The sequence below is a fragment of the Pseudooceanicola endophyticus genome (genome assembly GCF_018760365.1).
Classification (GTDB): domain Bacteria; phylum Pseudomonadota; class Alphaproteobacteria; order Rhodobacterales; family Rhodobacteraceae; genus Pseudooceanicola; species Pseudooceanicola endophyticus.
Genome location: NZ_JAHIAB010000006.1, coordinates 152,679 through 172,171, shown reverse-complemented (window position 1 = coordinate 172,171; position 19,493 = coordinate 152,679). Strand labels below are relative to the sequence as shown.

General features: G+C 65.7%; 15 protein-coding genes and 1 pseudogene. 13 read left to right on the top strand and 3 right to left on the bottom strand.

Annotation, left to right across the window (positions count from 1 at the left end; genetic code table 11):
- The first annotated feature begins 41 nt into the window (after positions 1 to 41).
- The 3 genes from rpsD (at position 42) to KM176_RS12365 (ending at position 2,921) form a co-directional block, all read left to right on the top strand.
- A complete protein-coding gene (rpsD, locus tag KM176_RS12375; RefSeq protein WP_160894494.1) occupies positions 42 to 662 on the top strand; it encodes a 30S ribosomal protein S4 in 621 nt (206 codons plus the stop codon).
- A 247-nt stretch (positions 663 to 909) separates the two neighbouring features.
- Positions 910 to 2,001 carry a histidinol-phosphate transaminase gene (gene hisC, locus KM176_RS12370; RefSeq protein ID WP_160894493.1) on the top strand — a complete coding sequence of 364 codons (1,092 nt, stop codon included), beginning with the start codon at positions 910 to 912 and terminating at the stop codon, positions 1,999 to 2,001.
- Entirely contained in the window at positions 1,998 to 2,921 is a 924-nt protein-coding gene (locus KM176_RS12365) for a prephenate/arogenate dehydrogenase family protein (protein WP_160894492.1), read from the top strand. The genes hisC and KM176_RS12365 overlap by 4 nt, the downstream gene beginning before the upstream one ends.
- A gap of 113 nt (positions 2,922 to 3,034) precedes the next feature.
- Here KM176_RS12365 and KM176_RS12360 read toward each other — a convergent pair whose 3' ends face one another.
- Positions 3,035 to 4,042: a DUF2125 domain-containing protein gene (locus KM176_RS12360; RefSeq protein ID WP_160894491.1), complete on the bottom strand. Its 1,008-nt coding sequence runs from the start codon at positions 4,040 to 4,042 to the stop codon at positions 3,035 to 3,037.
- Positions 4,043 to 4,105: 63 nt separating this feature from the next.
- Here KM176_RS12360 and KM176_RS12355 point away from each other — a divergent pair, with 63 nt between their 5' ends.
- The 4 genes and pseudogenes from KM176_RS12355 to KM176_RS24890 form a co-directional block, all read left to right on the top strand.
- Positions 4,106 to 4,636 (top strand): gamma-glutamylcyclotransferase, encoded by a 531-nt coding sequence (locus tag KM176_RS12355; RefSeq protein WP_160894490.1) that lies wholly within the window; start codon positions 4,106 to 4,108, stop codon positions 4,634 to 4,636.
- 74 nt (positions 4,637 to 4,710) lie between these two features.
- Positions 4,711 to 5,901: a biopolymer transporter ExbB gene (locus tag KM176_RS12350; RefSeq protein ID WP_160894489.1), complete on the top strand. Its 1,191-nt coding sequence runs from the start codon at positions 4,711 to 4,713 to the stop codon at positions 5,899 to 5,901.
- 3 nt (positions 5,902 to 5,904) lie between these two features.
- On the top strand, positions 5,905 to 7,794 hold the full coding sequence (locus tag KM176_RS12345) for a peptidoglycan -binding protein (protein WP_160894488.1): 1,890 nt from the start codon (positions 5,905 to 5,907) through the stop codon (positions 7,792 to 7,794).
- Positions 7,795 to 9,288: 1,494 nt separating this feature from the next.
- Positions 9,289 to 9,517: pseudogene (locus KM176_RS24890) on the top strand (IS3 family transposase); the annotation flags it as partial.
- Between the two features lie 293 nt (positions 9,518 to 9,810).
- Here the strand turns inward: KM176_RS24890 and clpA are convergent.
- Together clpA and gloB are read right to left on the bottom strand one after the other, a co-directional pair.
- On the bottom strand, positions 9,811 to 12,150 hold the full coding sequence (gene clpA / locus KM176_RS12340) for an ATP-dependent Clp protease ATP-binding subunit ClpA (RefSeq protein WP_160894487.1): 2,340 nt from the start codon (positions 12,148 to 12,150) through the stop codon (positions 9,811 to 9,813).
- Between the two features lie 172 nt (positions 12,151 to 12,322).
- Positions 12,323 to 13,087 (bottom strand): hydroxyacylglutathione hydrolase, encoded by a 765-nt coding sequence (gloB, locus tag KM176_RS12335; protein ID WP_160894486.1) that lies wholly within the window; start codon positions 13,085 to 13,087, stop codon positions 12,323 to 12,325.
- Positions 13,088 to 13,147: 60 nt separating this feature from the next.
- On the opposite strand from gloB, the gene KM176_RS12330 reads away from it, so the two are divergent.
- The 6 genes from KM176_RS12330 to KM176_RS12305 all read left to right on the top strand — a co-directional run bounded on the left by KM176_RS12330 (position 13,148) and on the right by KM176_RS12305 (position 19,379).
- The gene (locus KM176_RS12330; protein ID WP_160894485.1) at positions 13,148 to 13,909 is read left to right on the top strand and encodes a class I SAM-dependent methyltransferase; all 762 of its coding nucleotides are present in this window, start codon (positions 13,148 to 13,150) and stop codon (positions 13,907 to 13,909) included.
- Positions 13,910 to 14,501: 592 nt separating this feature from the next.
- Entirely contained in the window at positions 14,502 to 15,068 is a 567-nt protein-coding gene (locus KM176_RS12325) for a F0F1 ATP synthase subunit delta (RefSeq protein ID WP_160894484.1), read from the top strand.
- A complete protein-coding gene (gene atpA, locus KM176_RS12320; RefSeq protein ID WP_160894483.1) occupies positions 15,068 to 16,606 on the top strand; it encodes a F0F1 ATP synthase subunit alpha in 1,539 nt (512 codons plus the stop codon). Before KM176_RS12325 ends, atpA begins: the two co-directional genes overlap by 1 nt.
- Before the next feature lie 18 nt (positions 16,607 to 16,624).
- A complete protein-coding gene (locus tag KM176_RS12315; RefSeq protein ID WP_160894482.1) occupies positions 16,625 to 17,497 on the top strand; it encodes a F0F1 ATP synthase subunit gamma in 873 nt (290 codons plus the stop codon).
- 20 nt (positions 17,498 to 17,517) lie between these two features.
- On the top strand, positions 17,518 to 18,939 hold the full coding sequence (atpD, locus tag KM176_RS12310; RefSeq protein WP_160894481.1) for a F0F1 ATP synthase subunit beta: 1,422 nt from the start codon (positions 17,518 to 17,520) through the stop codon (positions 18,937 to 18,939).
- Between the two features lie 11 nt (positions 18,940 to 18,950).
- Positions 18,951 to 19,379 carry a F0F1 ATP synthase subunit epsilon gene (locus KM176_RS12305; RefSeq protein ID WP_160894480.1) on the top strand — a complete coding sequence of 143 codons (429 nt, stop codon included), beginning with the start codon at positions 18,951 to 18,953 and terminating at the stop codon, positions 19,377 to 19,379.
- Positions 19,380 to 19,493: the final 114 nt, after the last annotated feature.

Sequence of the window (19,493 nt, the reverse complement as noted above, 5' to 3'; positions counted from 1 at the left end):
CTGTGCCTTCCGGGGCATGACCATTCTGAAGGAGATCAGCCGTGACCAAACGCACGTCTGCCAAGTACAAAATTGACCGCCGCATGGGCGAAAACATCTGGGGCCGCGCCAAGTCCCCGGTGAACCGTCGTGAATACGGCCCGGGCCAGCACGGCCAGCGCCGCAAGGGCAAACTGTCGGACTTCGGTCTGCAGCTGCGCGCCAAGCAGAAGCTGAAAGGCTACTACGGCGACCTGACCGAGAAGCAGTTCCGTCGCATCTTCGGTGAAGCCGAGCGTCGCAAGGGCGACACCGGCGAGCTGCTGATCGGCCTGCTGGAGCGCCGCCTGGACGCCGTCGTCTACCGCGCCAAGTTCGTGCCGACCGTCTTCGCAGCCCGTCAGTTCGTGAACCACGGTCACGTCCTGGTGAACGGCAAGCGCGTGAACATCCCCTCCTACCGCGTGAAGGAAGGTGACGTCATCGAGGTCCGCGAAAAGTCCAAGCAGATGGTTGTCCTCCTGGAAGCTGTCCAGCTGACCGAGCGCGACGTTCCCGATTACCTGGAAGTCGACCACTCGAAGATGACCGCGACCTTCGTGCGCACCCCGGGCCTGTCGGACGTTCCCTACGCCGTCCAGATGGAACCCCACCTGGTGATCGAATTCTACGCGCAGAACTGATCTCTGCGCCGATCCGGATCGAAAGGGCCGCCCCTCGGGGTGGCCCTTTTTGCTTTTGGCGCCCTGGCCGGCCATGACGTTCCGTTTCAGGCTGTTGCAGCGCGTGATCCTGTCTTTGCAGGGCAGGGCGGGGCGAAAGTGTGGCCTGTGGACCCCGCCGGGCGGGATAGCCGGGAAACTTGCGCAACTACGCCTTTCCATGCCCTGCCCCGGGGGCTAGAAGGTCGCGTGTTGCAGAGGTGAGATCATGTCACAATCCATTACCCCGCAGCCCGGAATCATGGAAATCGCGCTCTACCAGGGTGGGGCTTCCAAGGTCGAAGGCGTGTCCGACGTCGTCAAGCTGTCGTCGAACGAGAACCCCTATGGCGCCGGCGATGCCGCCAAGGAAGCGTTCCGCCGGGCGTCCCATGATCTCCATCGCTACCCGAACACCGACCACGCCGAGCTGCGCGCGGCCATCGGCGCGCGCCACGGGCTGGACCCGAACCGCATCATCTGCGGCGTCGGCTCGGACGAGGTGCTGCAGATGCTGGCCCAGGCCTATGCCGGCCCCGGCGACGAGGTCGTCTTCACCGAGCATGGCTTTGCCATGTACAAGATCCTGGCCCATGCGGTCGGCGCCACGCCGGTCGAGGTCAAGGAACGCGAGCGCGTCACCGATGTCGAGGCGATCCTGGCGGCCTGCACGCCGAGGACCCGGCTGGTCTTCATCGCCAATCCGAACAACCCGACCGGCACGATGATCGGCGGCAACGAGGTCGCGCGCCTCGCCGCCGGCCTGCCCGAGGGCGCCCTGCTGGTGCTCGACGGGGCCTATGCCGAATATGTCGAGGGCTTCGATGGCGGCGCGGCCCATGTCGAGGCCCGCGACAATGTCTTCATGACCCGGACCTTCTCGAAGATCTACGGCCTTGGCGGGCTGCGGATCGGCTGGGGCTATGGCACCCAGGAGGTCATCGACGTGCTGAACCGGATCCGCCAGCCCTTCAACCTGTCGACCGCGCAGATCGCGGCGGCGGTGGCGGCGGTCAACGATACGGCCCACGTGGAACGCTCGCGCTCCGAGAACAGCCGCCTGCGCGCCTGGCTGGCCGAGGCGCTGGCCGAACATGGCGTGCCCTCGGACACCTCCTGCGCCAATTTCATCCTGGCCCGCTTCGCCGATGCCGATGAGGCCGCGGCCTGCGATGCCTTCCTGAAGGCCCGCGGGCTGATCGTGCGGCAGGTGGCGGGCTACAACCTGCCCCATTGCCTGCGCATCACCATCGGGGACGAGCCCTCCTGCCGCCGCGTGGCCCATGCCATCGGCCAGTTCAAGGCCGGGGTGCCGGCGTGAGCCTACGCCCGGTCGGCACGGTGGCCCTGATCGGTCTCGGGCTGATCGCCTCCTCGATCGCCTGGTCCGCAAAGCGGGCCGGGCAGACGCGGATTACGGGCTACGACATCTCTCCCGAGGTGCGCGAGACCGCGCGCCGCATCGGCCTGTGCGATCAGGTCTGCGACACCCCCGCCGATGCGGTGGCCGAAGCCGATCTGGTGATCCTCTGCGTGCCGGTGGGCGCCATGGGCCGCGTGGCCGAGGCGGTTTGCCCGTATCTGAAGCCCGGTGCGATCCTGTCGGATGTCGGTTCGGTCAAGGGCTCGGTCATCGAGGCGGTGACGCCCTTCGTGCCCGCAGGCGTCGATTTCATCCCCGCCCACCCGCTGGCGGGGACCGAGCATTCCGGCCCCGAGGCGGGGTTCGCGGGGCTTTTCGACAACCGCTGGTGCCTGATCGTGCCAACGCAGGGCACCCGCCCCGAAAGCACCGCCGCCCTGCGCGCCTTCTGGGAAAGCCTGGGCGCCAATGTCGACGAGATGGATGCCCAGCACCACGATCTGGTGCTGGCCGTCACCTCGCATACGCCGCACCTCATTGCCTATACGATGGTGGGGGTCGCCGATGATCTGCGCCGGGTCACCGACAGCGAGGTGATCAAGTATTCCGCCGCCGGTTTCCGGGACTTCACCCGGATCGCGGCTTCGGATCCGACGATGTGGCGCGATGTCTTCCTGTCGAACAAGGAGGCCACGCTGGAGATCCTCGGGCGCTTCACCGAAGAGCTTTTCGCGCTGCAGCGGGCGATCAGGCAGGGCGACGGCGAGCACCTGCATGCCTATTTCACCCGCACCCGTGCCATCCGCCGCGGAATCATCGAAGCCGGGCAGGACACAGATGCGCCCGACTTCGGGCGTGGGGGCGCGGCCCGGAAGTAAGGTGCCGTGGTCCGGTTTCCCGCTGGAAAACCGGAGGCCTCCGGCGGGGATATTTCCGGCCAGATGAAAGAGCCGGGGCGCGCCCTGCGGTTTCATCTTTCCCCAAATATGCCCTAGCGCAGCCGCAGGGGCGGGACGGGACCGAGGGGCAGGATGCCCAGCCAGGCCACGCCCTGGCGGAAGGTGATCTTCGCCTCCAGCCTGTCCCGATCACCGCCGAGCCCGGCCATGAAGCCCAGAACGCCCTCGATCTGCTTCGCGGCCTTCGGGTCGAGCGCATGGGCCTTGGTGGCGAGCGTGAGCATCTGGCGCCAGTTTTCCGCCTTCAGATCCAGCTCTCCGTCCGGGCGGCCCTGGGCGTCGACATCGAGCGTGCCGCTGGCCTGCAGCAGCAGGGCGCCCCAGTGGATCCGCGCCGCAGCGAGGTCGATGTGACGGGGTTGCGGGCGGGTGGCGTTCAGCGCCTGGCGGTCCCAGGGCCGGGTGAAGGTGACCTCGGCATCGAGCTTCACTTCGTCCAGGGTTTCGGGCAGGGCGGTGGCGGCGCCCAGCCGGTTGAGGATGCGGGCCGGGGGGGTGACGCCCGTGGCCTCCAGCCCCAGGCGGTAGCGCGCCGGTGTCGCGGCATCCTGCGCCATCGCGAGGCTGAGATCCGCGACCGACATCGCCACCTGGCCGCCGAGGAACAGGTTCTTGCCGGCCATCTGCACCCGCTCCAGCTCCAGCGCGCGACCGGGATGCAGGCGGAGCGAGGCGCGCAGATCGTCGTCCTCCAGCGGGAAGCTGACCCAGGGGGTGGCGATCTGGATTTCGGACGGGGCGACCGCGATCAGGTGATGGGGCGTGTAGGACAGGGTGTAGAGTCCGAACTCGGGCAGCTGCACCGCCAGGCGGGACCTGGGATCGGCCAGCGAGAGGTCCTTCCAGTCCGCATCGAAGCGGTTCGGGAAGCCCTGCACGGAAAAGGCGCTGTATTCGGCCTGCCAGCCGGCGGCGCGGCGCTCGGCGAACCAGCCTTCCAGGCCCTGGCGCAGGGCATGGGCCCCCCAGAACCAGAACCCGGCCCAGCCGATGGCCAGCACCAGGACAAGGGCGAAGATCCCGTAGGCGAAACGTTTCATGGGCTCCCCTTTTCGACGGCCGTCAGAGAGTGTTTATAGGGGGTCAGACAGAAAGGACCAGAGATGGACATGTGGGTCTTCGGCTACGGATCGCTGCTTTGGAAACCCGGGTTCGACCCGGCGGAACGGGTCGTGGCACGGCTGTCGGGCTATGCGCGCTCCTTCTGCATGACCTCGATCCACCACCGCGGCTCGGAGGAGGAACCGGGGCTGGTGCTGGCGCTGGACCCGGCCGAGGGGGCGGGCTGCACGGGGCTGGCGCTGCGCGTCGCGCCTGGAGAGGAGGACCACGTCCTTGCCTACCTGCGTGAACGCGAGCTGGTCTCCTCGGCCTATCTGGAAAAGTCTCTGCCGGTCGATCTGACCGATGGCCGCCAGGTCGAGGCGCTGACCTATGTGATCAACCCCGGCCACCGGCAATATTGCGGCGGCCTGCCGCTGGAGGAACAGGCCCAGGTGATCGCCCATGCCCATGGCGGCATGGGGCCGAATTCCGAATATCTGTGGAACACCGCACGACATCTTGAAGAGATCGGTCTGGCCGATGCGGATTTGACATGGTTGGCGGAAAGGGTGCGCCAGCTTCAAGGATAAGCCTTTTCTCGGGGCGGGGCGGCTTCTAGGGTCGGGGCGGATCTTCATCTTAACCAATCTCGGGACCCTTCCGCATGGACCAGACGGGGCAGACCGCCGCGCCGCAATTCTCTCAGCCGATCCGGCAGATCATGCTGATGCTGATCGTGCTGGCCCTCTCGGGGCTGGGGGCGGTGATGGCCGCGCCGGTGGTGATGCCGGTGTTCCTGGCGAACCCCTATCTGAACGGCTTCATCGGCTGCGTCTTCGTGGTGGGGGTGCTGTCGTGCTTCTGGCAGGTCGGTCAGCTGATCGCCTCGGTGCGCTGGATCGAGGGTTTCGTGGGCGGCCTGCGCGACGATTCCAACCGCGCCCCGCGCCTGCTGATGCCGCTGGCAACGCTGCTGGGCGGCAAGGCGCGGCGGCGGCAGATCTCTTCCGGCTCGGCGACCTCGATCCTGGAATCCGTCGCGACCCGGATCGACGAGGCGCGCGAGATCACGCGCTACATCACCTCTCTGCTGATCTTCCTGGGGCTGCTGGGCACCTTCTATGGCCTCGCGACCACGGTGCCCGCGCTGGTCGATACGATCCGTTCGCTGGCGCCGCAGGACGGCGAGACCGGGACCCAGATTTTCGCCCGGCTGATGAGCGGCCTTCAGGGCCAGCTGTCGGGCATGGGCGTGGCCTTCGCCTCTTCGCTGCTGGGGCTGGCGGGGTCGCTGGTGGTGGGCCTGCTGGAGCTGTTCGCCGGGCACGGCCAGAACCGTTTCTACCGCGAGCTTGAGGAATGGCTTTCGACCATCACGCGGCTGGGCTTTGCCGAGGGGGATGGTGCCTCGGAAAGCTCGGCGCTGGTGGCGGTGCTGGATACGCTGGGCGACCGGATGGAAGAGATGCAGATGCTCTTTGCCCGCGCCGAGGAGGGGCGTTCCGAGGTCGATGCCAAGCTCTCGAGCCTCGTGGACATGATCGAGCGGCTGACCGACCGGATGGCGGCGCAGAACGCCGTGACCAGCCCGATTGCCGATGCGCTGAACCGGATCGCTTCGGGGCAGGAGGCGTTGCTGGCGCGGATGGGGGCGGAAGAAACGGATGGTTTCGATGCCGAGAGCCGGATGCGCCTGCGCTCCATGGACGTGCAGCTGGTGCGCATCCTCGAGGAGATTTCCGCCGGTCGTCACGAGACCATGGCCGAACTGCGCGGAGAGATCGCCGCGATGACCCGCGCGATCTCCCATGCCTCGGCACTGCCGCCGCTGCGCGCCCCCGAGCGCAAGGGCTGAGCCATGGGCCTTTCCCGCAGATCCGGCGCCCGGTTGCAGGCCAATATCTGGCCGGGATTCGTCGATGCGATGACGGGCCTGCTGATGGTGCTGATGTTCGTGCTGACCATCTTCATGGTGGTGCAGTTCGTGCTGCAGGACACGATCAACGGCCAGGAAAAGACCATCTCCGGACAGGAGAGCGAGCTGGATTCGCTGTCTTCACAGGTCTCGCAGCTGAGTTCCGCCCTGGGTCTGGCGCAGGATCAGAACGCGAAGCTGAAGGGAGAGCTGGGGACGCTGAACGCCACCCTGTCGGACCGGCAGGGGCAGCTTGACCAGCAATCGGCGCTGATCGCCACGCTGACGCAGCAGCGCGATGCGACCCAGGCGGCGCTGAAGACCGCTCAGGGCAAGATCACCGATTTCGAGGCCCAGGTGGCGGCGCTGATCGGCGCCCGCGATGCGGCGCGGGGGCAGGTCGCGGACCTGAAGGCCGCGCAGGCGAAACAGGCCGATGCCCAGGCGGCGCTGGAGGCCTCGCTTGCCCAGGCGCGCAGCGAGGTCGATGCCCAGGCCGAAGCCGCGCGGCTGGCGGCGGCCCGGCGCGAGGCGCTGCAGGCGCTGATCGACGACCTGAAGGCGAAGAATGCCGACGCCGGCAGCCAGTCGGCGGCGCTGCAGGGGCAGGTCGGGGATCTGACGCAGCAGCTCTCGGAGGCGCAGAAGGCCCAGCTGGCCGAGGCTGCCGCCGCCAAGGCACTGCGCGACAAGCTGCAATCCTCTCAGGATGCGCTGACGGCGATGACCCTGACGCTGGAGCAGGAGCGCCAGAAGGCCGAAGAGACGCTGACGCTTCTGGCCGCTGCCCAGACCGCCAAGCAGGATCTGGATGCAAAGCTGGCCGCCGCGGTGCTGGCGCAGCAGAAGGCCGAGGCGCAGGTGGCGGATCAGGCCGATGCCCAGACCCGGGTGGCGGATCTTCAGGCCCAGATCGCCGGCTTGCAGACGCAGCTTCAGGCCGCCAAGGGCGCAAGCGCGGATCAGGATGACATCCGGGCGCAACTGGCGGCAGCGCTGGCCGCCAGGCTGAAGGCCGAGGCTGCGGCCCGGGACCAGATGAGCGCGGCCGAGCAACGCCAGGTGCTGCTGAGCGCGGCGAACAAGGCACTGGCCGAGCAGAAGGCGCAATCTGCGGATCAGGCGCGCCGCACGGCCCTGCTGAACAGCCAGGTGGCGGCGCTGCGGACCCAGCTCGGCAGCCTTCAGGCGCTTCTGGATGATTACAAGCAGCGCGATGCGGCCAGCCAGGTGCAGCTTCAGTCGCTGGGCTCGGACCTGAATGCGGCTCTGGCCCGCGCCGCCGCCGTCGAGAAACGCGAACGCGAAAAGGCCGAGGCCGAGGCCCGGCGCATGGCCGAGGCCGCCCAGAAATACGAGAAGCAGGCGGAAGAGCTGGCCCGCTACCGCTCTGACTTCTTTGGCCGCATGCGCGAGGTTCTGGCCGGGCAGGATGGCGTGCGCATCGTGGGCGACCGGTTCGTCTTCTCCTCCGAAGTGCTGTTCCCGGCAGGTTCGGCGGTCCTTTCGGCGGAGGGGGATGAGCAGATCCGCAAGATTTCCGGCCTTTTGATGGAGATCAGTCAGGAGATGCCCTCGGACGTGGACTGGATCATCCGTGTGGATGGTCATACCGATGACGTGCCGCTGTCGGGCAACGGGCAATATGCCGACAACTGGGAGCTGTCCCAGGCCCGCGCCCTCTCGGTCGTGCGCCGGATGATCCAGTACGGGGTGCCGCCGGACCGGCTTTCGGCAAACGGGTTCGGTCAGTACCAGCCGATTGCCAAGGGCGAGACGCCCGAGGCCCGGGCGCAGAACCGGCGGATCGAACTGAAGCTGACGGAACGCTGAGGCAGAGGGGATGGCATGCAGTCCCCTGGCGGGGGCGTCTGCGTGGCTTTTGTCTCAGCCGCTTGCGCGCGCCGAAGTGTCGTCTGGAGGGCGCGCCACGTTGTCCTCAAGGTCCTCGAACACCGTCTGGTCAAGGGCGCGGGGCGCGCGCGCGTCCACCATTTTGACTGCGGCTTTCAAAACGGATCCAGCTGCTCGCAACATCCTGATTTCGAAGGTGCTGATGGACGTCACAGCGCCCGACACGGCACAAATTGTCCGCGCCAGACCGGCGGCCCGTCTGGCAGCGGGGGCATCCATGCCGGGTCTGGCAGCAGGTCGCGGCGAGGCTGTCCGGCGAGGAAGCTGCCATCGCCGCAGGTGTCGCCCCGCCCGTCGGATCGCGGTGGTATCGCAGGTCTGGCGGAATACCCTCCATTTATCTCGCGTCTTCGGTCCCCTGCTGAAGAGCCGCAGCCTTTCGTTCCCGCGCGAGGCAATCGCCATCGAATGCCCCCGGGGCACAGGCCCATGGGCGATCGCACGCAAGGCGGGGCCGATCCCCCGGCATCATCCCGCGTGAGACAAGGCAATACGCAGCAGAGAGTTCAGCCGCACATGAAGAGCGTGCGGTCGAACCTCCAAAGGTCAGCAGGCGCGCGGTCCCCTCCCCCGTCCTGCGCGACGACGTGCAGGATCGGCTGTCCGGTCTCACTGCCACAGCAGATCTCACAACGTGAGCGGTGGACGCCCCGAGGCTTAGGCCATGTGCATCAGCCATGAAGCCATCTGTCAGACCATGGTTCGAAGGGTGTGGGGCGCTGAGGCGAGCACGTTCAGCCCGTCTCCGCTCCGGCCGCGCGCTCCGGATGCCCCGCGAACGAGCCCGAAACCGCGGCAAGGTCCCCGCGTTGGCGCTTTGATGGTCTGCAAACGCCCGGCGGAGATCAATGATCTGGCGGTTCCTGGCCTCGGGGACGGCGAGCCCATATTCGGCCATGGCAGTCAGGGGATCGGCACGGCTGGCCGCGCGCACGAACCGCTTCACCATGCGCCTGCACATGGCGCGCATGGAGGGATGTGGAGCAGGCAGGGAGTGGGCCGGGTCTTGCTGGCCAAGGTGCCGAGGCCCCACAGGATGTCACCGCCGGGATGTGCGGCAGCTTTCCTGCCCCCTTGCGCCGTTCGTTAACGTGGGACCTGGGAACCAAGAGGGACAACATGCGCAGTCGCGGGCCGAAACCGGTCTGGCCCTCTGCTTCTGCGACCCCCAGAGCCCTTCTCGCCAATGCATGGCAGCGCGGCAGCAAGGAGGACACCAATGCTCTGCTCCACCAATACGCCCCAAAGGCCACGGATCCCAGCAAACACGGTACTGAAGCGATAAGCGCCGCCGCTCATGCACTGAACACGCGCCTTCCGACAATCGCTTGGGGGCCACAGCCGCAGAGGCTCCCGAGCTGCTTCTCGAACGGGATATGATCGAAGGCGTTGCGACGGCCGGCTTAAGCCACCGAATATCTGTCCATTCGCTACACCGGGCGGTCGGGAGAAGCCGGCGGCAGCGGTGACAATGTGCTGACCGAAACGATCAACGGTCTCGTCAAGGCCGAGGTCATCCAGCGCCGCAGCTCCAGGCGCAGTTTCGAGGCTGTCGAAAATGCTACGCTTGAAAAGGGTCTATTGGTTCAACAGCTGCCGGCTGCTCCAGCCGATCAGGAATAACCCTCCGCCAGAAGCAAAGACAACTTCTGTGCAGTTCCGGAAACGGCAGACTTGGCCGCGTAACCACAGGGACACAGTCTTCGGCGCCTGGCGTGGATCGGGGCTCTGCCCCTCTGGCGCCCGTGCCGGGCGCCATTCACCCCGGGATATTTCCGGCCAGATGATGGAGAGCCTGGATCCCTGTCATCTGGCCGGAAATATCCCGGGGGGCCGCCGGAGGCGGTGGGGGCAGCGCCCCCTCTCGTTCGGAAGCAGGGCGTAACAAAAGGGCGGGGAAAGCCCCGCCCTTTGTCTTTCGTGTCTTCGGAACGATCAGTCCGCCGTAAGAAGGGGCGGCTTGTTGCCGGAGAGCTGCAGCTTGTCCGGCCCCTTGATCTGCAGGTCGATCTCGCCGTTCTTGACTGCGACCTTGACCACACCGCCTTTCGAGAGCTTGCCGAAAAGCAGCTCCTCGGCCAGCGGTTTCTTGATGTGCTCCTGGATCACGCGGCCCAGCGGACGGGCGCCCATCTTGTCGTCATAGCCCTTGTCGGCCAGCCATTCGGCGGCGGGACGGGTCAGCTCGATCGCCACGCCGCGGTCCATCAGCTGGGCCTCGAGTTGCAGGACGAACTTCTCGACCACCTGAAGGATGACCTCTTTCGGCAGCGGGCCGAAGGAGATAACGGCGTCCAGACGGTTGCGGAACTCCGGCGTGAAGGTGCGCTCGATGGCGGCGGTATCCTCGCCCTCGCGACGGTCACGCCCAAAGCCGATGGCCGATTTCGCCTGTTCGGCGGCGCCGGCATTCGAGGTCATGATCAGGATCACGTTGCGGAAGTTCACCGTGCGACCGTTGTGGTCGGTGAGTTTCCCGTGATCCATCACCTGCAGCAGGATGTTGTAGACATCCGGATGCGCCTTCTCGATCTCGTCCAGCAGCAGCACGCAGTGCGGATGCTGGTCGACGCCGTCGGTCAGCAGCCCGCCCTGATCGAAGCCGACATAGCCCGGAGGGGCGCCGATCAGCCGCGAAACCGCGTGTTTCTCCATGTATTCCGACATGTCGAAGCGCAGCAGCTCCACGCCCAGCGTATCCGCCAGCTGTTTCGCCACCTCGGTCTTGCCGACGCCGGTGGGGCCGGCGAAGAGGTAGTTGCCGATCGGCTTCTCGGGTTCGCGCAGGCCGGCGCGGGCCAGCTTGATCGCCGAGGACAGCGCCTCGATCGCGGCGTTCTGGCCGAAGACCACGCGTTTCAGCGAGCCTTCGAGATCCTTCAGCACCTCGGCATCGTCCTTGGTGACGTTCTTCGGCGGGATGCGGGCGATCTTGGCGACGACGGCCTCGATCTCCTTCACGCCAATGGTCTTGCGGCGCTTGCTTTCCGCGACCAGGTGCTGGGCGGCGCCGGCCTCGTCAATGACGTCGATGGCCTTGTCGGGCAGCTTGCGGTCGTTGATGTAGCGCGCCGAGAGCTCGACCGCTGTCTTCACCGCATCATTGGTGTAACGGATGCCGTGGTGTTCCTCGAAATAGGGCTTGAGGCCCTGGAGGATCTTCACCGCGTCCTCGACCGAGGGCTCGTTCACGTCGATCTTCTGGAACCGGCGGGACAGCGCGCGGTCCTTCTCGAAATGCTGGCGGAACTCCTTGTAGGTGGTGGAGCCCATGCAGCGCAGCTTGCCGCCCTGAAGCGCGGGCTTCAGCAGGTTGGAAGCATCCATTGCCCCGCCCGAGGTCGCCCCGGCGCCGATCACGGTGTGGATCTCGTCGATGAAGAGCACCGCGTCGGGGTGGTTCTCCAGTTCGGTAACTACGGATTTCAGCCGTTCCTCGAAATCGCCGCGGTAGCGGGTGCCGGCCAGCAGCGCGCCCATGTCGAGCGAGAAGATGACCGTGTTCGCCAGAACCTCGGGGGTTTCGCCCGAGACGATCTTGCGTGCGAGGCCTTCGGCGATGGCGGTCTTGCCGACACCGGGATCGCCCACCAGCAGCGGGTTGTTCTTGCGCCGGCGGCACAGGACCTGGATGCAGCGCTCGACCTCATGGGCACGGCCGATCAGCGGATCGACCTCGCCCTCGCGGGCCTTCGCGTTGAGATTCACGCAGTACTTGTCGAGCGCGGATTCCTTGCCGTCGCCCTCGGAACTCGAGGCGGCGGCCTTCGGGGCCGCGCTCTGGCGGTCCTCGTTCTCGGAGCCGGTGACGGGGCGGGTCTCGCCGTAGGCGGGATCCTTGGCGACACCATGGGCGATGAAGTTCACCGCGTCATAGCGCGTCATGTCCTGCTCCTGCAGGAAGTAGGCCGCGTTGGATTCCCGTTCCGCGAAGATGGCGACCAGCACGTTGGCGCCCGTGACCTCTGTGCGGCCGGAGCTTTGAACATGGATGGCGGCGCGCTGGATCACGCGTTGGAAGGCCGCGGTCGGGACCGCTTCGGACCCGTCGATGTCGGTGACAAGGTTCTGCAACTCCTCGTCCACGAATTCGACAAGAGTCTGTCGCAATTCTTCTGTATCGACCGAACAGGCCTTCATGACGCGCGCGGCGTCGGGTTCGTCGATCAGGGCCAGCAGCAAATGCTCCAGAGTGGCGAATTCGTGGTGACGCGCATTCGCCAGGGCCAGGGCTGCGTGGATGGCCTGTTCCAGAGTGGTCGAGAATGAAGGCACTTGTGGGCTCCTTTTCGATCTATGTCGGAGCGGGGTGCGGGGACCCCGGGTCCAACCTTGGCCTCTCAATATTAAAGTTTGGTCGATCTCCTGCGCGCTTCAAGGGTTTTCTGCGCGCGCAGGATCACATTTGCCGACAGGAATACGGGTTCGCGTGTGAATCCGGCGTTTCTCAGAAGGAATCCTTCCGGCGGCGGATCTCGGCGAAGACCTCGGCGGGAGAGGCGCCGGCAAGGCCGAGAGAGAGCGCAACTTCGGGCAGATGCGCGCGCAGGAAGGGGTTTGTGGCAAGTTCCAGGGATAGAAGGGACGGGACCGTCGGGCGTCCTTCGGCTCGGGCGGCGTCAATCTCCGCTGTTCTGGATATAAGGGCGGCGTTGCCGGGTTCAATGGTCAGCGCGAAGCGGGCGTTCGACTGGGTGTATTCATGGCCCGAGCAGACCAGGGTTTCGGGGGGCAGGGCGGCCAGTTTCGACAGGCTCTCGTGCATCATCGGGAAGGTCCCCTCGAAGACCCGTCCGCAGCCCATGGCCATCAGGCTGTCGGCGGTGAAGACCATCTGCGCCTGCGGCAGGTGGAAGGCGATGTGGCCCAGGGTGTGGCCGGGCACCGCGATCACTTCGCACAGCTCTTCCGCGTCTCCCAGCGAATCGCCCTCAGCCAGAAGGCGATCCATGGCGGGCATCTTGTCGGCCTCGGCGGCAGGTCCCATGACCACCAGGTCCGGGAAGGCGGCGCGCAGCCCGGCCACGCCATCGTTATGGTCGTGATGGTGGTGGGTGATCAGCAGCTGCGTCGGCGTCAGCCCCGCGGCCTTCAGCGCGGCCAGGATCGGCCCGGCCTCGGGGGCGTCGATGATGCGCGTTTCCTTCGGTCCCCGGACGATATAGGCGTAGTTGTCCCGCAGACAGGGCACGGTGAGGAGGTCGAGGGCCATTTTCAAATCTTCCTTGCTTGCTATTGTCTTCAAGTGAAGCGCAACCGGAGAAGGCTTGCAATGCACCAGGACGTGCAGGACCTGCGCAATTTCTACTATCGTTCGACCCTGGGTCGCGCGGCGCAGACGGCCGTGCGCAACGAGGTGCTGACCCTGTGGCCCGAGGCCAAGGGCCAGACCGTGCTGGGCTTCGGCTTTGCCGTGCCGCTGCTGCGTCCCTACCTGGCCGAAAGCCGGCGGGTCATCGGCCTGATGCCGGCACCGCAGGGGGTGATGCCCTGGCCCGCCGGGATGGCCAATGTCGCCGTCCTCTCGGAGGAGACGGTCTGGCCGGTCGATACCGGCATGGTCGACAAGCTGATCGTGATGCACGGGCTCGAGGTGTCGGAGCGCGCCTCGGACCTGCTGGACGAATGTTTCCGGGTGCTGGGGCCGGGCGGCAAGGCGCTGTTCATCGTGCCGCACCGCTCCGGGCTCTGGGCGCGCTCCGATGCCACGCCCTTCGGCTTCGGTCGGCCCTACAGCCAGAGCCAGCTGGAGGCGCAGCTGCGGCGGCATTCCTTCCTGCCCGAACGCCATGTCCACACGCTTTACCAGCCGCCCTCGCACCGGCGCTTCTGGCGCAAGACGGCGCCGTTCTGGGAACGCATGGGCCGCTCCATGTCGATGATCGTCTCGGGGGGCGTGCTGATGGTCGAGGTTTCCAAGCGGGTGCAGGCGCCGAACGATCCCGGGGAACGGGTGCGGCGGGGCCCGGGCCTCAAGGTTCTGGAGGGACTCGCGGTTCCGAAACCGGAAACGGCCTACCGGAACGGCCACTGAGGCCGCCCCGCACCGGGGGGTGCGTCAGGCTGTCGCAGGGGGTGTTTTCAAACTGCCTGCTGAGGGGGCGCTTTGGTGAGCCTCTGGGCAGAAGTCGTCACGTTTTCCCGTAACTCGCGAAAAAGCCGTGTCGCTACGGCCGCATAGGTACTGGGGTCTCAACTTTCCAGTGTGTCGGAAGAACTTGTGCACGCAACGGACTTGTGCGGATTCGATGCAACGGTTTTTGCGGCCCGGTCAGGACGTCGCGGCAGGAGAAATTTTCTGTCCTGCGGCGGCTCGTCCCGGTTTCCTTGATAATGCATTGGATGCGCGGGGTCGGGTATACCGAAAAAGCTGGTCAATTATATTAACTTACCCGAAACGCGCCTGCCGGGCGGGCGCACGAAGCCGTGAGACGCGCCGGAAATTCCAGTAAAACGAAGGGGATGAAGGGGGGGCAGGGGACCTTCAAGCGGGTTGATGGGTGAGGGGCGCTCTGCTACACCCCCAGCGATTTTGATGCTTTGGTGCGCCAGAGCCGGAAACCCCCTGCGGTGGTGCGGAATCCGGGATTTTTCCCGTCACGTCGCGGGGCCAGATAGTCGGAAGGGTGGACGTGTCCGAACCAGCTTCGATTTCCTACGGCATTGCCTCGCGCTATGCCCAGGCCGTCTTCGAAATTTCCCGCGACAGCGGCAAGCTCGGCGATCTCGACGCCAGCGTCGCGACGCTGGCGGAAGCCATCCAGGTTTCCGAAGATCTCCGCGACATGATCGCCTCGCCGGTCTACTCGCGCGAGGCACAGACCAAGGCGATTGCCGCCGTGGCCGAAAAGCTGGGCCTCGTGCCCGAGCTGGCCAGCACCCTGGGCCTGATGGCCCAGAAGCGCCGTCTTTTCACGGTGCCGCAACTGGTCCAGCGCCTCGGCGAACTGCTGGCAGAGGCCCGTGGTGAAGTCACCGCGGATGTCACCTCGGCCACGCCGCTCACTGCCGAACAGGCAGACAAGCTTGCCGCCGCCCTTGCCGAAAGCATCGGCAAGACGGTGAAACTGAACACGACCGTCGATGAAAGCCTCATCGCCGGTCTCGTCGTTAAAGTGGGTTCGCGCATGGTCGACACGTCGATCCGCTCGAAACTGAACGCACTCCAGAATGTCATGAAAGAGGTCGGATAATGGGAGTCCAAGCTGCCGAAATCTCTGCGATCCTGAAGGAGCAGATCCAGAACTTTGGCCAAGAGGCCAAAGTGGCCGAGGTCGGTCGCGTGCTCTCCGTCGGTGACGGTATTGCCCGTGTCCATGGCCTCGACAACGTCCAGGCAGGCGAAATGGTCGAGTTCCCCGGCGGGATCCGCGGCATGGCGCTGAACCTGGAAAAGGACAACGTCGGCGTCGTGATCTTCGGCACGGACCGCGACATCAAGGAAGGCGATACCGTCACGCGCACGAACTCCATCGTGGACGTGCCCTGCGGTAACGCGCTTCTCGGCCGTGTTGTCGACGCACTCGGCAACCCGCTCGACGGCAAGGGTCCGATCGAGTTCTCCGAGCGTCGCATCGCCGACGTGAAGGCCCCGGGCATCATCCCGCGCAAATCGGTTCACGAACCGATGGCGACCGGCCTGAAGGCCATCGACGCGATGATCCCGATCGGCCGTGGCCAGCGCGAGCTGATCATCGGCGACCGTCAGACCGGCAAGACCGCCGTCGCTCTCGATGCGATCCTGAACCAGGCGTCCTACAACAAGGCCGCCGGCGACGACGAATCGAAGAAGCTGTACTGCATCTACGTTGCCATCGGTCAGAAGCGTTCGACCGTTGCGCAGCTGGTGAAGAAGCTGGAAGAGACCGGCGCCATCGAATACTCGATGGTCGTGGCCGCAACCGCTTCGGACCCCGCGCCGATGCAGTACCTGGCGCCCTACACCGCGACCGCGATGGCGGAATTCTTCCGCGACAACGGCCGCCACGCGCTGATCATCTACGATGACCTGTCCAAGCAGGCCGTCTCCTACCGCCAGATGTCGCTGCTGCTGCGTCGTCCGCCGGGCCGCGAAGCCTATCCGGGTGACGTCTTCTACCTCCACTCCCGCCTGCTGGAACGTTCGGCCAAGCTGAACGAAGATTTCGGTGCTGGCTCGCTGACCGCGCTGCCGATCATCGAAACCCAGGGTGGCGACGTCGGTGCCTTCATCCCGACCAACGTGATCTCGATCACCGACGGCCAGATCTTCCTGGAAACCGAGCTGTTCTACCAAGGCATCCGCCCGGCCGTGAACACCGGTCTGTCGGTGTCGCGCGTTGGCTCCTCGGCCCAGACCAAGGCGATGTCCTCGGTTGCTGGCCCGGTGAAGCTGTCGCTGGCACAGTACCGCGAAATGGCGGCCTTCTCGCAGTTCGGCTCGGATCTCGATGCCGCCACGCAGAAGCTGCTGAACCGCGGCGCCCGCCTGACCGAGCTGATGAAGCAGCCGCAGTACGCCCCGCTGACCAACGCGGAAATCGTCTGCGTGATCTTCGCCGGCACCAACGGCTACCTGGACAAGGTTCCGGTCTCCGAGGTCGGTCGCTACGAAGCCGAGCTGCTGAAGTTCCTGCGCAACAAGAAGTCCGACGTTCTGGCCTGGATCACCAACTCCGATCCCAAGATCAAGGGCGAGCCCGCGGACAAGCTGAAGGCAGTGCTGGACGAATTCGCAGCCGACTTCGCCTGAACCCGAGGGAGGTAAGACATGCCTTCTCTGAAGGACCTTAAGAACAGGATCTCGTCGGTCAAATCGACCCGCAAGATCACCAAGGCCATGCAGATGGTTGCCGCGGCGAAACTTCGCCGCGCGCAGGAGGCTGCCGAGGCCGCCCGGCCCTACGCCGAGCGGTTCGAGGCGGTCCTCGGTCAGCTGGCTGCCGGTGTGGGCGGGTCGGACACGGCGCCGCTCCTGCTGAAGGGCACGGGCAAGGAAGACGTGCATCTGCTGGTCGTCATGACCTCGGAGCGCGGCCTCTGCGGCGGCTTCAACACGAATATCGTGAAGCTGGCGCGCACCCATGCCGAGAAACTCAAGGCCCAAGGCAAGACGGTGAAAATTCTCACCGTCGGCAAGAAGGGCCGCGAGCAGCTCAAGCGCAACTACGGCGATCTCTTCGTGGGTCACGTGGACCTCTCCGAGGTCAAGAAGCTCGGCTATGACAACGCGCTCGGCATCGCGCGCGATCTGCTTGGCCGCTTCGACAAGGGCGAGTTTGACGTCGCGACGCTCTTCTACGGGCAATTCCTCAGCGTGATCAGCCAGAAGCCGACCGCGCAGCAGGTGATCCCGGCGAAGTTCGAACTGGCGGAAGACGCGCCCTCCACGGTCTATGAATACGAGCCGGGCGAAACCGAGATCCTGGATGACCTGCTGCCCCGCGGCGTGGCCACCCAGATCTTCACCGCCCTGCTCGAGAACGCCGCCTCGGAGCAGGGGGCCCGGATGTCCGCAATGGATAACGCGACCCGCAACGCTGGCGAGATGATCGACAATCTGACTGTCGAGTACAACCGTACCCGTCAGGCGGTCATCACCAACGAGCTGATCGAAATCATTTCGGGCGCCGAGGCGCTCTAACGGAACCGGAGACGAAACACATGGCAATGAATGGCAAAGTGACCCAGGTCATCGGTGCCGTCGTGGACGTGCAGTTCGAAGACGGCCTGCCGGCCATCCTCAACGCACTGAACACGGATAACAACGGCAACACGCTGGTTCTGGAAGTTGCGCAGCACCTCGGCGAGAACACCGTCCGCACGATCGCAATGGACTCGACCGAAGGCCTCGTGCGCGGTCAGGCCGTCAGCGACACCGGCAGCGCGATCTCCGTGCCCGTCGGCAAGGCCGTCCTTGGCCGCATCCTGAACGTGATCGGCCAGCCGGTCGACGAAAAGGGCCCGGTGAACGCGGATGAATACCGCGAGATCCACCGCCCCGCCCCGGACTTCTCCGAGCAGGCGACCTCGTCCGAGATCCTGGTGACAGGCATCAAGGTCATCGACCTTCTGGCGCCCTACGCCAAGGGTGGTAAGGTCGGCCTCTTCGGCGGCGCCGGCGTCGGCAAGACCGTTCTGATCATGGAACTGATCAACAACATCGCGAAGGTGCACTCGGGTTACTCCGTGTTCGCCGGCGTGGGCGAGCGGACCCGTGAAGGGAACGACCTCTACCACGAGATGATCGAATCCAACGTGATCAAGCCGGACAACCTGGAAGACTCCCAGGTGGCTCTGGTCTACGGTCAGATGAACGAGCCTCCGGGGGCCCGTGCCCGCGTCGCACTGACCGGCCTGACCCTGGCCGAGCAGTTCCGCGACAGCTCCGGCTCGGACGTTCTGTTCTTCGTCGACAACATCTTCCGCTTCACCCAGGCGGGTTCGGAAGTGTCGGCACTGCTGGGCCGTATCCCCTCCGCCGTGGGCTACCAGCCGACGCTGGCCACCGACATGGGCGCGATGCAGGAACGCATCACTTCGACGAAATCCGGTTCGATCACCTCGATCCAGGCCGTCTACGTTCCCGCGGACGACCTGACCGACCCGGCTCCGGCCACGACCTTCGCGCACCTCGACGCGACCACCACGCTGAACCGCGCGATCTCGGAACTGGGCATCTACCCGGCCGTCGACCCGCTCGATTCGACCTCGCGCCTGATGGATCCGCAGATCCTGGGCGAAGAGCACTACAAGGTGGCCCGTGACGTTCAGGGCATCCTGCAACGCTACAAGTCGCTGCAGGACATCATCGCCATCCTCGGGATGGACGAACTGTCGGAAGAGGACAAGCTGACCGTGGCCCGCGCCCGGAAGATCCAGCGCTTCCTCTCCCAGCCCTTCGACGTGGCAAAGGTCTTCACCGGCGCCGACGGCGTGCAGGTCCCGCTCGAAGACACGATCTCGTCCTTCAAGGCCGTGGTCGCGGGCGAATACGACCACCTTCCCGAGGCAGCCTTCTACATGGTTGGCGGCATCGACGAAGTGATCGCCAAGGCCGAGAAGCTGGCCGCCGACGCAGCCTGAGGTAGGACACGATGGCAGACACCATGGACTTCGCCCTCGTCTCCCCGGAACGGAGCCTCGTCTCCGCGCCGATGAGCGAGGTGCAGATTCCGGGCGCTGAAGGCGATCTGACGGCCATGCCCGGGCATGCGCCGATGATCACCACGCTGCGTCCGGGTCTGCTGCACATCAAGGGCCCGCAGGGCGAGGACGATTACGTCGTCACCGGCGGCTTCGCGGAAATCTCTCCCGAGGGCGTCACCGTCCTCGCGGAGCGTGCCCTGCACCAGACCGAGATGACCCAGGAGATCCTGAACGACTGGGTCGCCGAGGCGCGCAAGGTCTGGGAAGACGCCAGCGACGACAACGCGGTGGCCCATGCGGCCAAGCTCCTGGCCGACATGGTCGCCATGGGCACGCATATCGGCCTGGATCCGGATCACTCGAACTACGTCGGCTGATCCGCCGCCGCTCCCTTTCGAAAGGCCCCGGGATATCTTCCCGGGGCCTTTTGCGTTCCGGGCAACGGTTTTCTAACGCGTCAGCGGATAGAACCTCCGGGCGCAGCTTCCACC

Excerpts from the sequence above, each read along its gene's own strand:
- hisC (WP_160894493.1), top strand. The coding sequence starts at position 910 with ATGTCACAATCCATTACCCCGCAGCCCGGAATCATGGAAATCGCGCTC.
- KM176_RS12360 (WP_160894491.1), bottom strand. The coding sequence starts at position 4,042 with ATGAAACGTTTCGCCTACGGGATCTTCGCCCTTGTCCTGGTGCTGGCC.
- KM176_RS12355 (WP_160894490.1), top strand. The coding sequence starts at position 4,106 with ATGGACATGTGGGTCTTCGGCTACGGATCGCTGCTTTGGAAACCCGGG.
- KM176_RS12350 (WP_160894489.1), top strand. The coding sequence starts at position 4,711 with ATGGACCAGACGGGGCAGACCGCCGCGCCGCAATTCTCTCAGCCGATC.
- KM176_RS12345 (WP_160894488.1), top strand. The coding sequence starts at position 5,905 with ATGGGCCTTTCCCGCAGATCCGGCGCCCGGTTGCAGGCCAATATCTGG.
- gloB (WP_160894486.1), bottom strand. The coding sequence starts at position 13,087 with ATGGCCCTCGACCTCCTCACCGTGCCCTGTCTGCGGGACAACTACGCC.
- KM176_RS12330 (WP_160894485.1), top strand. The coding sequence starts at position 13,148 with ATGCACCAGGACGTGCAGGACCTGCGCAATTTCTACTATCGTTCGACC.
- atpA (WP_160894483.1), top strand. The coding sequence starts at position 15,068 with ATGGGAGTCCAAGCTGCCGAAATCTCTGCGATCCTGAAGGAGCAGATC.
- KM176_RS12315 (WP_160894482.1), top strand. The coding sequence starts at position 16,625 with ATGCCTTCTCTGAAGGACCTTAAGAACAGGATCTCGTCGGTCAAATCG.
- atpD (WP_160894481.1), top strand. The coding sequence starts at position 17,518 with ATGGCAATGAATGGCAAAGTGACCCAGGTCATCGGTGCCGTCGTGGAC.
- KM176_RS12305 (WP_160894480.1), top strand. The coding sequence starts at position 18,951 with ATGGCAGACACCATGGACTTCGCCCTCGTCTCCCCGGAACGGAGCCTC.